This window comes from Pseudomonas mandelii (assembly GCF_006438925.1).
Taxonomy (GTDB): Bacteria; Pseudomonadota; Gammaproteobacteria; order Pseudomonadales; family Pseudomonadaceae; genus Aquipseudomonas; species Aquipseudomonas mandelii_C.
In genome coordinates this window covers 370,080-382,396 of the sequence record NZ_RCZA01000004.1, presented here as the reverse complement: position 1 = coordinate 382,396, position 12,317 = coordinate 370,080, and the positions used below count along the sequence as shown (strand labels likewise).

Genomic DNA, 12,317 nt, shown 5'->3' with positions numbered 1-12,317 from the left:
ATACATTGGAAAAATACCAAGTTAGTTATCCTGACTTTATCCAGGAGTAATGTTTGATGCTCAGCCAACTCCACGATCTCGATCTGCAACTGCTGCGCCTGTTCGTCAACGTGGTGGAGTGCGGCGGTTTCAGCGCGGCTCAGGGTGAGTTGGGCTTGAGCCAGTCGAGCATCAGTCAGCAAATGGCCAAACTGGAAACCCGGCTCGGTTATCGGCTGTGCAGTCGCGGTAAGGGTGGTTTCAAGATCACGCCCAAGGGTGAACAACTGCTGAGTGCGACTCGCAGCCTGTTCGAGTCCATCGAAGCGTTCCGTCATCAATCCAATGGTGTGGCCGGGCGCTTGATCGGCGAGGTTCGTCTGGGGCTGTCCGAAGCGCTCGATCAATCCGTGTTGCAACGGGTGGCCGATGCGATCCGGCGCTTTCGTGAACGGGACGAATCGGTACGTATCGAATTGATCAGCGCCATGCCCGGCGAAATGGAACGGTTGCTGCTGCAACAACGCCTGGACCTGGCGATCGGCTATTTCTCACAAGTGCAAAGCGCTTTTGACTACCGCGAACTGTTTACCGAAACCCAGCACCTGTATTGCGCCCCCGGACATCCGCTGTTCACCGACGATGCGCCTGATGATCTAGCGCTACAGGCTTGTGATCGGGTCGATCACCCTTACCGTTTCCTGCGCAGCGACGAGCCCTTCCAGGGGAAGATGTGTTCGGCGCGCTCGGAGCAAGTCGAAGGCACCCTCGCCTTCATTCTTTCCGGTAAGCATGTCGGTTATCTGCCCAGCCACTTTGCCCGCAGCTGGGTAGACAAAGGATTACTGCGGGCCGTGCGCCGTGGAGATATGAGTTTCGACGTGGCGTTTCATTTGGCCCGCCATCGCGCCCTGGTACCGGGGGATGCGCAAAAGGCCTTTGAAGAGGATTTGTTGGCGGCGTTCGCCTGAAGATCAAAAGATCGCAGCCTTCGGCAGCTCCTACATGAGATTGGCGTAGGAGCTGCCGAAGGCTGCGATCTTTTGATCTTGCTTCGATCGTTTTTTTGCCGTGGCCCGACCGTTCTGGCATCCTGCGCCTCCATTTTTGACCCGGCCCGCCTTCTGGCATGCACACCACCATGACCGCCTCTGAAAAAGCCCCTGCCCCGCGCAATAACGACCTGATTTACGGCCTCGACGATCGCCCGCATCTGACCGCCACCGTCTTCGCCGCCCTGCAACACGTGCTCGCCAGTTTCGTCGGCATCATCACCCCGACCTTGATCATGGGCGGCGCTCTCGGCCTGCAAAGCGAAGTGCCGTACCTGATCAGCATGGCGCTGTTCGTCTCGGGGCTGGGCACGTTCGTTCAGGCGCGACGTTTCGGCCCGATCGGCTCTGGCCTGCTGTGTCTGCAAGGCACCAGCTTCTCATTCATCAGCGTGATCCTCAGTGCCGGTTTCATGGTCAAGGCCCGGGGTGGCGGCACCGATGAGATCCTCTCGACGATCTTCGGTGTGTGCTTTTTCGCCGCCTTCATCGAAGTGGTGTTGAGCCAATTCATCGGCAAATTGCGCATGCTGATCACCCCGGTGGTGACCGGCACGATCATCACGCTGATGGGCCTGTCCCTGATCAAAGTCGCCATGACCGACATCGCCGGCGGCTTCGGTGCGGCGGACCTCGGCGCCAGCAGTCATCTGGCCCTGGCGGCCCTGGTGCTCGGAACGATTGTGGTGTTGAACCGGGTCGATGTGCCGTTCCTGCGCCTCGGTGCGATTGTCATCGGCCTGACCCTCGGTTATGTCGTGGCCTGGCTGATGGGTGACGTCAATTTCGCCAGCCTGCCCGACGTACCGCTGATGAGCGTGCCGGTGCCGTTCAAGTACGGCTTTAACTTCGACTGGGTGGCGTTTGTGCCGGTGGCGGTGATTTTCCTGGTGTCGCCGCTGGAGGCCGCCGGTGACTTGACCGCCAACTCGATGATTTCCCGGCAGCCGGTCAAAGGCCCGATTTACATCCGCCGGATCAAGTCCGGCCTGCTCGCCGATGGCCTTAACTCGGCCATGGCCGCCGTGTTCAACAGCATGCCGATGGTGACCTTCGCCCAGAACAACGGCGTGATTCAGCTCACTGGCGTGGCCAGCCGCTACGTGGCGTTCTTCATTGCCGGTTTGTTGGTGGTACTGGGGCTGTTCCCGATGATCGGCGCAGTGCTGCAACTGATGCCCAAACCGGTGCTCGGCGGGGCTGAACTGGTGATGTTCGGCACCGTCGCCGTCGCCGGGATCAAGATCCTCGCCGAAGCCGGCCTGCACCGGCGCAACATGCTGATCGTGTCGATTTCCCTCGGCATGGGCCTGGGTGTCGCGGCGGTTCCGGAAGTGTTGCGCGAGTTGCCGAAGGCGCTGCACAACATCTTCGAATCGCCGATCACCGTCGGCGCGTTGTGCGCAATCATGCTGAATATCTTCCTGCCCGAAGAGTTCATTGAGCTGGAAGAAGATGACTTCGATCCCGAAGCCTCGATCCTTCGGGTCATGGAAAATCCGCCGGCCACTGAAACAGCCGCCAACCTGAACCGCTGAAGGGACCGTGCTACATTCGTTGCGACTCCGCTTGGTAGAAGGTTGACCGCACGTTGAACAAGAAAACCGGCATCCGGGCCGCCCAGGCCCATCAAACCCGAACCCGGATTCTCGAAGCGGCCGTGAAGGTGTTCACCCGCGACGGCTACTCCGGGGGGCGGGTGGAGAGCATTTCCCGCGAGGCCGATTCCAACGACCGCATGCTCTATTACTACTTCGGCAGCAAAGAGCAGTTGTTCATCTGCGTGCTGGAACACACCTACGAGCAATTCAATAAAGCCGAAAGCCAGCTCAAACTGGACCTGAGCTCACCGCTGGTGGCGTTGCAGGAGCTGGTGGCGTTCGTGTGGAATTACTACGTTGAACACCCGGAATTCGTCGCCATCCTCAGCAACGAGAACCTGCACAACGGCAAGCACGCCCAACAGTCCAGCGAATTGCGCAGGTTGTCGGGAGAAGCGGTCGGTGTGTTGCGGCCGATCATTGAGGCGGGTCAGGTTCAGGGATTGTTTCGCCAGGACCTGGACATCAAGCATGTGTATTTGATGATCGCCTCGCTTTGCTACTTCTATAACTCCAATCGGCATACGCTCAGTTCCTTCCTTGGGGAGGATCTGGCGGACAAGGGTCAGCAGCAGGATTGGTTGGGGTTTATCAAGGATCTTGTGGTGCGGGGGGTTATGCGGTTGCCGGATCAGGATCAGCGGTGACCGCGCCGGCCTCTTCGCGAGCAAGCCCGCTCCCACAAGAGTTGCGCTGTACCTGTGGGAGCGAGCCGGCTCCGGGCGGCGATCCGACGAAGCTTTTAATGGCTACCCGGATTCGCCCGCAGATGTGCAACCTTCTGTTCCAACCCTTCCCAACCCGACGCATTTGAAGCAAACCGATGACGCAAGTACGCCGCCAGTTCCGCCACCTGCGTATTGGACAGGCTGTCCTTGAAACCGGGCATGTAGCCCAGGTCCTTGGTGGCCGGTGCATCGATGCCTTGCAGGATGACCTTGATCAGGTTGTCCGGTTGATCGCTGTGCACATTGGTATTGCTCGCCAGAGACGGACTCACGCCAAACAGTTTCGGCCCCAGGCCATCCGCGTGACAGGCCTTGCACGAACCTTCGAACACCCGCTGACCGTTGCTCAATGACAGGCTCGCGACCGGCGACGGCTGGGTGGCTTTCTCCACCACCTGCGCTTCAGCCTGCGCGCCGTTGAGTGACGCGAGGTACACCGCCATCGCCCGGATATCTGTCCTGGGCAATTTCGCCAGTTCACTGACCACCGGCCCCATGGGCCCGGTCGCCACGCCATGGGCGTCGGAATAGCCGGTGCTGAGATAGTCGAACAGCTGATTCTCCGTCCATGGCGTTGGCGCTTTCGACAAACCGTTCAGCGCTGGCGCTTCCCAGCCATCGACCGTGCCGCCAGCCAGGAACGATACACCGCCCTTCTCCGCGCCCATCAAATTGCGTGGCGAATGGCAGGCGGCGCAGTGCCCCAGACCGTTGACCAGGTAGGCGCCGCGATTCCATTGCTCGCTACGTTCTGGCTGCACGCTGATCTCGCCCCGGCGCAAAAACAGCGAATTCCACCCGGCCATCAACGGCCGCAGATTGAACGGAAAACGCATGTCGTTGGCTGTCGCCGGTTGGCTGACCGGCGCTTGCGACATCAGGTACGCATACAGCGCCTGCATGTCGGCATCATTGATATTGCGAAACGCGGTGTAAGGAAACGCCGGGTACAGATTGCGTCCGTCGCGGCCGATGCCGTCGCGCATCGCCCGTTCGAACGCCGGGTACGACCAGTTGCCGACGCCGGTCTTCACATCCGGCGTGATGTTACTGCTGTAGAGCGTGCCAAACGGCGTCTGCATCGCCAGGCCTCCAGCATTGGTTGCGCCGCCGGGCGCAGTGTGGCAAACCGCGCAATCGCCGACCGCCGCCAGCAACCGTCCGCGCTCCAGGGTTGCTGCCGACCAGGTGCCAGCACTAGGCGGGGCAATCGGCGCGATTTCACCGTGAAATGGCCACGCCGTCGCGGCCATACCCAGCACCGCGCCGAACGCGGCAAACAGTGAACCGAACAGCCACTTGGAGCGCTTGGCCTGGGACTGTGGGGGGTCATCGCAAGATCCGGCATTCAGCGCCGCCAGCACCCGCTCCGGGGTAATCGGCAGCTCGCGAAAACGAATCCCGGTGGCATCGTAAATGGCGTTGGCAATCGCCGCCGCACTCGGCACCGAGGCGGACTCACCGGCGCCCATGGGCGGCTGGTCCTGACGCGGCATCATCATGACGTCGATCTGCGGCACTTCAGGGAAGGTCAGGATCGGATAACCGCCCCACTCCTTGCTGGCGACGGTGGACTCCTCGAAAGTCACCCGTTCCTTGAGCACCCGACTGGTGGATTGAATGACATTGCCGTGGATCTGATGCTGTACGCCCGCCGGGTTGATCATCATCCCCGAGTCATGGCCGATCACCACCCGCGTGACCGACACATCACCGGTCTGGCGATCCACCGCCACGTCTGCCACCCACGCCGCCCACGCCGCACCGAAACCGGGAAACTTGCTGTGGATGTAGCGCGCGTAGGCAAAGCCGCGACCGCGCAGGAACTGATCGTCGTTCGGGGTTTGCATCGGCGCGGTACGCGGGGTCCAGGCGGCGCGCTCGGCGGTGGATTTCACCAGGTCAATGGCGCGCTCATCGCGCAGATAGCGCAGTCGGTATTCCACCGGATCCACGCCCGCCGCGAACGCCAGTTCATCGATGTACGACTCGTGGGCGAAGGTGTTGGGCAGCGCCGACACCCCGCGCATCCACGAAGCGCGGACAATCGGCGCCATGTCATTGATGGTGACGCGCATGTGCTCGAAGTCATAAGGCGGGATCGACGTGCGATCGCCCATCTCGAACATCGCGGCCACCGGTTCGACCCGACCGGTCAACAGCAAGGCCAGGGTCGGCGCGCCGTTCGATGGGTAGCTGGTCTGGAAATCATAAGCGGCGACGCTGCCGTCAGCGTTCAAGCCACCATCGACATCCATCAGTTGCGCGGTGCCCTTGGGTTCCCACAAGTGCTCCTGCTCCCGGGTCAATTGCACCCGCACCGGTTTGCCCACGGCGCGGGACAACAGCAAGGCATCGGCGCAGACATCGTCAGCACAGTTACGCCCATAACAGCCCGACGCTTCCATGCGAATAATCTCGATCGATTCTTCCGCGCACTCCAGCAACCAGGCGAGATCCGCTCGCAGCAAATGCGGATTCTGGCTACCGGACCACACGCGGGAGCCCGACGGCTGATAGTCCGCCAACCCGCAAGACGGGCCGATGGAGCCGTGCATCTGATACGGCCACAGATACGTGCGCGGCATGCGCTGACTGGCCCCGGCCAAGGCGTCGTCGACGTTGCCCTGATCGAGAACGACGCGCTGCACACGCGGGTTATCGCGGATGGCCTGTTCGACATTACTCATGTCCGGCAATTTTTGGTTCCAGGCTTTCCATGTGATTTTCAACGCCTGGGCGGCCTTGATCGCCTGCTCTTCGCGCAGCGCCACCACCCCGACGAAATCACGAATCACCACCACCGCGACGATCCCGGCGATATGTGCGATGGAGGATTCATCGACGTCCAGCAGGCTATTGCCGACGAAGTCGCCACAATCGAGCCCGGCATAGGGCGGGCGAATCACCCGGCCGTGGAGCATGTCCGGCACCCGCATGTCGTGGACGTAAGTCAGTTCACCAGTGGCCTTGGCCGGAATATCCACCCGCGCGGCGCCCTTGCCGACCAGCCGATAGTCTTCGGCAGGCTTGAGTGGCGCGGTGCCTGAGAGGCGCAGTTCAACGTGGTCACCGCGCACCAGATCGGCGTAGGCCGTGGTGCGTCCATCCGCCGCGACAATTATCCCGGCTTCGACCTTCAGGCTGCCCGCCTCCACCGACCAGCGCTCTGCCGCCCGCTCCAGCAGAAAACGCCGGGCTTCGGCAGCCGCGTTGCGCAGCGGGATTGCGGAAATCTGCAGGGTGGCGCTGGCGATGGTCGCGCCCTGATTGGGCACACGCTCGGTGTCGCCCAGCACCATGCGCACCTGCTCCAGGTGCAGGTCCAGTTCTTCGGCGACGATCTGCGCCAACGAGGTTCGGATGCCGGTGCCGAGGTCGACATGCCCGTTGAAGGCATACACGCGCCCGTCGTCGCTGATGGCGATGAACAACCCAAGCTCCCTGGGTTTGATCAGCGGCGTACCGCCCTTGGCCACAGGGCCTGATGGCGGCAGGATGTCGTCGACGATCAGCAGAACGCCGGTCTTGGCCAGCCATTGGTCGCGGGTGGGGATTGCGTCAGTCATGGTCATCGATCCACGTTCAAGGCGTTTGACGGGCGGCACGCAGCACCGCGCGGAGGATTTCGATATGGGTGCCGCAACGGCAGAGGTTGGCCGAGAGTTCGTTGCGGATCTGGGTTTCGCTGGGGTGCGGGATGCGGTCGAGCAGGGCCTTGGCGGTCATGATCATGCCGTTGAGGCAGTAGCCGCATTGCGCCGCCTGTTCGTCGATAAAGGCTTGCTGCACCGGGTGCGGATCGGCTCGGTTGCCGAGCCCTTCGAGGGTGACGATCTGGCGGTCGACCGCGCCAGCCAGCGGAAATACGCACGAGCGAGCCGCCACGCCATCGATGATCACCGTGCACGCGCCGCACTCGCCCAGGCCGCAACCGTACTTGGGGCCGTTGAGTTGCAGGTCATTGCGCAGGATCAGCAATAACGGCGTGTCCGCCATCGCGGTGACGGTGGTGGTGTGGCCGTTGACCTCAAGCGCAACCGTGATTTCCTGGCTTGTCATTCGCTTCGCCCGCTTCAGTTGATGAAGTATCCACTACACCAAAAGGTCGAAGAAAAGGTCGCGGGCCAATATCAGTTTGTGGCGTCGCGACACACTCGAGTGGTGAAGTGGTTACTACATGAAAAGAGAGCAAAAACGATGCCAGAGACTTGAACCAGTGATCAGTCCTGTGGGTCGTCGATCATTTTGCGCAGCAAAAACAGCACGGCAACCTGCTCTGCCGGGTTGAGGTTGCTCATGGTCAGCTCAGTGATTTTCCCGGCACAGGGCACGGTTTGCTGCACCAGTTGATCGCCGGCTTCGGACAGGCCGACAATGACTTTGCGCCGGTCTTGCGGGTCGGGTTCGAGGGTAATCAGTTCCCGCGCCTTGAGCCGCTCGACGATGCCGCGAATGGTTGCCTGGTCCACGGCGGTGGCTTTGACCAGTTCAGTCAACGAACTGGGGCCGTGATCACGCACGGCGCACAGGGTGACGAACTGCACCGCGGTGAGCTGGGAGTCGCCGACGTTCTGCTGAAAAATCGCCATGTGCCGTTGATAGGCCTTGCGCAGCAAATGCCCGACTTGCTCGGAGAAAACGTAGGAGGAATCAGGGGTTTCAGGCACGGCAGACTCGAAAGGCGATGTGTAGTGGGGAAGGCATGATGGACAGGTTGGGAGGCGGACTCAAGAGTTGCCGCCGCCCTGGATGCATCCAACCCCATGCAGGAGCTGCCGCAGGCTGCGATCTTTTGATCTTGATTTTAAGAAAGCAAAGTCAAAAGATCGCAGCCTTCGGCAGCTCCTACGGGGTATCTGGGGTTCAGCGAACTCGGGAAGCCTCCGGTGCGACTACATCCCCACCGATCACCACCGCCTGATCATCCAGGTACACATCGCAATGGCGCAGCGGAATATCCAGGTGGCACGGGGTTTTGCGGGTGCCACCGACTTCGGTATTCGGTCCGGTGGAGAACAGGAAGTTGCCGTAGAACGCCCGGGCGTCCATGCACATGCCATCGTTTTTGTCGTGCAGCCCCATGGCCGTCCACTGCGCCCGTGGCTGCAAGCCCCAGCCAATGTGGGAAATGCCGTAGACCTCTGGATCATTGAAGTACTTCATGTAGTCACGCAGGTAGTCGGCCTCGAAACCACCGTGGATTGAGGTGATGAAGCCCTTCTCGATTTCCAGGGTGATTTTCTCCCGGGTGTAGGTCTTGAACGGCAGCAGAATATCGCCGACATCCAGCACCAGCACGCCCTCGGCCGTTTCTTCGTTGGGCCAGGAGAACAGAAAACCGCTGGGCCAGTGGTCCCAGCGTCCCGGTTCATCGGCGAAACCGTACTCGGTGACTGAAGGATATTGCCCCAGCGCAGCACGGAAATCGCTGCCGGCCTTTGATTTGACGTGAATCGAGCGCGCCTGCCTGAGCAGCGTTTCCGCCGCCATCACTCGCACCTTATCGGCCTCGGTCGGCAGCATGCGCGCCAGGACTTCCGGGGGCTCCACGGCCAGCAGAATCCGCGTGCCGGTCTTGAGGATCTGTTCCTGTTCCGGCGAGTGCAGCAGCATCATCGTGTCGACGATCAGGTCCGCCGCTTCAAGCGCCCGCTGCGCCGCGATATTGCCGGTCAGCGCGGTGTCGCCGCAGTAGGCCGTCATGTCATTGCCCATGGCCGTCGGATGGTTGAACGAAGGCAACTCCACCGCGTAGACCTTGGCCCCCAGCCGCTGGGCCGCATCCATCGCGGCGCGCACGGTGCGCGGGTTCGAATAATGGCTCTTGAGCACGGCGACGCTCTGGGTCGGGTCGACTTTCGACAGCTTCAAAACGTGCTCGAACATCTGGGTCAATTCGCAATCGCTTACCGGCATTTTGATGTCTCCTCGATCGTCTGCTTCGCACCAAGTCGAGGCGCCTCGCCTCACTCTAGTGCATTTTTATAGCGTATACGCCATTTACATACGATAAGACCCTAAAAGAAGGCTGACTGCAAGCGTCGGACCATAACGTTACCAACCCACACAAAACCAATATTTACTGGTTACATTTGGTGGCTTTCGATAAATCAGCGTAAAAATTGTTTTTTCCAAGCGGCACTTTCTTTTTGAAAAATATAGCGTATACACTTTAATGCCTTGCGGCGACACAGCCAGCGACTATTCGAAGAAGAGGAACAAGTCCCATGGCAAGAACACAGAAAATCGCCATCGTCGGTGCAGGTCTGGGCGGTGCCGCCGCTGCGACGCTGCTGCAACAAGCCGGGTTTGAGGTGGACATCTACGAACAGGCCCCCGAGTTCTCCCGCCTCGGCGCCGGGATTCACATGGGGCCCAACATCATGAAAATCTTCCGGCGCATGGGCATCGAGCAACAGCTCGACCTGATGGGTTCACACCCGGATCACTGGTTCAGCCGTGACGGTTTGAGTGGCGATTACCTGTCACGCATCCCATTGGGCGATTTCGCTCACAAGGAATACGGCGCGTCCTACATCACCGTTCACCGCGGCGACCTGCACGCCCTGCAGATGTCGACGATCAAACCCGGCACCGTGCACTTCAACAAACGCCTGGAAACCCTCGAGGAAACCGACAGCCAGGTGCGCCTGACCTTCAGCGATGGCGAAGTGACCTACGCCGACATCGTCATCGGCGCCGACGGGATCAATTCGAAGATTCGTGAAGAGTTGCTCGGCGCGGAAAAACCGCTGTACAGCGGCTGGGTGGCGCACCGCGCGCTGATCCGTGGCGATCAACTAGCCAAATACGATTTGAAGTTCGAAGACTGCATCAAGTGGTGGACCGAGGATCGGCACATGATGGTCTACTACACCACCGGCAAGCGCGACGAGTACTACTACGTCACCGGCGTGCCACACCCGGAGTGGGATTTCCAGGGTGCGTTCGTCGACAGCAGCCGCGAAGAAATGTTTGAGGCGTTCCAGGGTTATCACCCCACCGTTCAGGCGCTGATCGAGTCGACCGAAAGCGTCACCAAATGGCCGTTGCGCAACCGCAACCCGTTGCCGCTGTGGAGCCGTGGGCGACTGGTGCTGCTGGGTGACGCTTGTCACCCGATGAAGCCGCACATGGCCCAGGGCGCCGGCATGGCCATCGAAGACGCCGCGATGCTCACCCGCTGCCTGCAGGAAACCGGGCTCGGCGATTACCGCACCGCGTTCGAACTCTATGAAGCCAACCGTAAGGAACGCGCCTCCCGCGTGCAGTCCGTGTCCAACGCCAACACCTGGCTGCGCACTCAGGAAGATCCGGCCTGGGTGTACGGTTATGACCTGTATGCCCAGTCGCTGAAATCGGGGGTGGCCGCGTGAGTACGTTCATCCATGGCGGCAACGTCCAGGCCAACGGCATTCGCCAACATTACCTGCGCTATGGCGGTAAAGGCCCGGCGCTGATTCTGATTCCCGGCATCACCAGCCCGGCGATCACCTGGGGGTTTGTCGCGGAACGACTGGGCGAGCATTTCGACACTTACGTGCTGGACGTTCGCGGTCGCGGCCTCTCTTCCACCGGCCCAGAGTTGGACTACAGCGCTGATGCCTGCGCCAACGACATCGGCGCTTTCGCCAAAGCCATGAAGCTGAACAGCTACAACCTGGTCGGCCACTCCATGGGGGCGCGGTTTGCGGTGCGCAGTGCTGTGCTGCATCCGGCCGGGGTGAACCGTCTGGTGCTGATCGATCCACCGGTGTCCGGCCCTGGCCGCCGCGAATACCCGAGCAAACTGCCGTGGTACGTCGACTCGATTCGCCAATCGTTGATCGGGATGGATGCCTCGACCATGCGCGCCTTCTGCGCCACCTGGACCGAGGAACAATTGCAACTGCGCGCCGAATGGCTGCACACCTGCTACGAACCGGCGATCGTGCGGGCTTTCAACGATTTCCACGACGTGGATTTCCATCAGGACCTGCCGAAACTCCAGGCCCCGGCGTTACTGATGATCGCCGGCCGTGGTGGTGTTATTCAGCCCGAGGACGAAGCGGAAATCCTCGACCTGCAACTGAACATTCGCAGTGTCCACGTCGAAAACGCCGGGCACATGATTCCCTGGGATGACCTCGACGGCTTCTTCAGCGCCTTCGGTGATTTCCTTGGCCCACGCCTGAACTAAACGAATCCGGAGACTTTTATGCTCACGCCTTACCGCATCGGCCAAATCGTGCCGAGCTCCAACACCACCATGGAAACCGAGATCCCGGCGATGCTCACCGCGCGTCAGTTGATCCGCCCGGAACGCTTCACCTTTCACTCCAGCCGCATGCGCATGAAGCAAGTGCGTAAGGAAGAGCTGGCGGCGATGGACGGCGAATCCGACCGCTGCGCCGTGGAATTGTCCGACGCCAAGGTCGACGTATTGGGTTACGCGTGCCTGGTGGCGATCATGGCCATGGGGCTGGGTTATCACCGTAAATCCGAGCAACGGCTGCGCAAGGCCACCGCCGATAACGACGGCAACGCGCCGGTCATTACCAGCGCCGGCGCCTTGATCGAAGGCCTGAAAGTGCTGGGCGCCAAACGCATCGCTATTGTCGCGCCGTACATGAAACCCCTCACCGAACTGGTGGTGGATTACATCCGCGCAGAAGGCTTCGAAGTCGTGGACTGGCGCGCGCTGGAAATTCCCGACAACCTCGCTGTGGCCCGTCACGATCCGGCGAATCTGCCGGGCATTGTGGCCGGCATGAACCTGGAAGGCGTCGACGTGATCGTGCTCTCGGCCTGCGTGCAAATGCAGTCACTGCCCGTGGTGGCGCAAGTCGAAGCGCAAACCGGTAAACCGGTGCTCACCGCCGCCATCGCCACCACCTACGCCATGCTCAAGGCCCTGGACCTGGAACCGATTGTTCCCGGTGCGGGCGCCCTGCTCTCCGGCGCCTATTGAGAGG

At 60.9% G+C, this 12,317-nt stretch carries 10 protein-coding genes; 6 read left to right on the top strand and 4 right to left on the bottom strand.

Going from position 1 to position 12,317, the window contains the following annotated elements; genetic code table 11:
• Positions 1-56 precede the first annotated feature (56 nt).
• The 3 genes from EAH74_RS11805 (at position 57) to EAH74_RS11795 (ending at position 3,279) form a co-directional block, all read left to right on the top strand.
• Entirely contained in the window at positions 57-950 is an 894-nt protein-coding gene (locus tag EAH74_RS11805; RefSeq protein WP_140678498.1) for a LysR family transcriptional regulator, read from the top strand.
• 170 nt (positions 951-1,120) lie between these two features.
• Complete coding sequence (locus tag EAH74_RS11800; protein ID WP_140678496.1) at positions 1,121-2,569, top strand: nucleobase:cation symporter-2 family protein; 1,449 nt, start codon at positions 1,121-1,123, stop codon at positions 2,567-2,569.
• Positions 2,570-2,622: 53 nt separating this feature from the next.
• Complete coding sequence (locus tag EAH74_RS11795) at positions 2,623-3,279, top strand: TetR/AcrR family transcriptional regulator (RefSeq protein WP_140678494.1); 657 nt, start codon at positions 2,623-2,625, stop codon at positions 3,277-3,279.
• Positions 3,280-3,374: 95 nt separating this feature from the next.
• Here EAH74_RS11795 and EAH74_RS11790 read toward each other — a convergent pair whose 3' ends face one another.
• From EAH74_RS11790 to EAH74_RS11775, 4 genes are all read right to left on the bottom strand, one after another.
• A complete protein-coding gene (locus EAH74_RS11790; protein ID WP_193560128.1) occupies positions 3,375-6,929 on the bottom strand; it encodes a molybdopterin cofactor-binding domain-containing protein in 3,555 nt (1,184 codons plus the stop codon).
• A gap of 16 nt (positions 6,930-6,945) precedes the next feature.
• On the bottom strand, positions 6,946-7,422 hold the full coding sequence (locus EAH74_RS11785; RefSeq protein ID WP_140678490.1) for a (2Fe-2S)-binding protein: 477 nt from the start codon (positions 7,420-7,422) through the stop codon (positions 6,946-6,948).
• Between the two features lie 161 nt (positions 7,423-7,583).
• Complete coding sequence (locus EAH74_RS11780) at positions 7,584-8,030, bottom strand: MarR family winged helix-turn-helix transcriptional regulator (protein ID WP_140678488.1); 447 nt, start codon at positions 8,028-8,030, stop codon at positions 7,584-7,586.
• A 196-nt stretch (positions 8,031-8,226) separates the two neighbouring features.
• Entirely contained in the window at positions 8,227-9,279 is a 1,053-nt protein-coding gene (locus EAH74_RS11775) for a 2,5-dihydroxypyridine 5,6-dioxygenase (RefSeq protein ID WP_140678486.1), read from the bottom strand.
• A 311-nt stretch (positions 9,280-9,590) separates the two neighbouring features.
• Between EAH74_RS11775 and EAH74_RS11770 the strand changes: the two genes are divergently transcribed.
• From EAH74_RS11770 to EAH74_RS11760, 3 genes are read left to right on the top strand one after another with little or no spacing between them, the layout of a single operon-like run.
• Complete coding sequence (locus EAH74_RS11770; protein WP_140678484.1) at positions 9,591-10,739, top strand: FAD-dependent monooxygenase; 1,149 nt, start codon at positions 9,591-9,593, stop codon at positions 10,737-10,739.
• On the top strand, positions 10,736-11,542 hold the full coding sequence (locus EAH74_RS11765) for an alpha/beta fold hydrolase (RefSeq protein WP_140678482.1): 807 nt from the start codon (positions 10,736-10,738) through the stop codon (positions 11,540-11,542). Before EAH74_RS11770 ends, EAH74_RS11765 begins: the two co-directional genes overlap by 4 nt.
• 18 nt (positions 11,543-11,560) lie before the next feature.
• Positions 11,561-12,313 carry a maleate cis-trans isomerase family protein gene (locus EAH74_RS11760; RefSeq protein ID WP_008149891.1) on the top strand — a complete coding sequence of 251 codons (753 nt, stop codon included), beginning with the start codon at positions 11,561-11,563 and terminating at the stop codon, positions 12,311-12,313.
• The last annotated feature ends 4 nt before the right edge of the window (positions 12,314-12,317 follow it).

Bases quoted from the DNA above. Each gene is read 5' to 3' on its own strand.
- EAH74_RS11805 (WP_140678498.1), top strand. From the start codon at position 57: ATGCTCAGCCAACTCCACGATCTCGATCTGCAACTGCTGCGCCTGTTC.
- EAH74_RS11785 (WP_140678490.1), bottom strand. From the start codon at position 7,422: ATGACAAGCCAGGAAATCACGGTTGCGCTTGAGGTCAACGGCCACACC.
- EAH74_RS11800 (WP_140678496.1), top strand. From the start codon at position 1,121: ATGACCGCCTCTGAAAAAGCCCCTGCCCCGCGCAATAACGACCTGATT.
- EAH74_RS11790 (WP_193560128.1), bottom strand. From the start codon at position 6,929: ATGACTGACGCAATCCCCACCCGCGACCAATGGCTGGCCAAGACCGGC.
- EAH74_RS11770 (WP_140678484.1), top strand. From the start codon at position 9,591: ATGGCAAGAACACAGAAAATCGCCATCGTCGGTGCAGGTCTGGGCGGT.
- EAH74_RS11760 (WP_008149891.1), top strand. From the start codon at position 11,561: ATGCTCACGCCTTACCGCATCGGCCAAATCGTGCCGAGCTCCAACACC.
- EAH74_RS11775 (WP_140678486.1), bottom strand. From the start codon at position 9,279: ATGCCGGTAAGCGATTGCGAATTGACCCAGATGTTCGAGCACGTTTTG.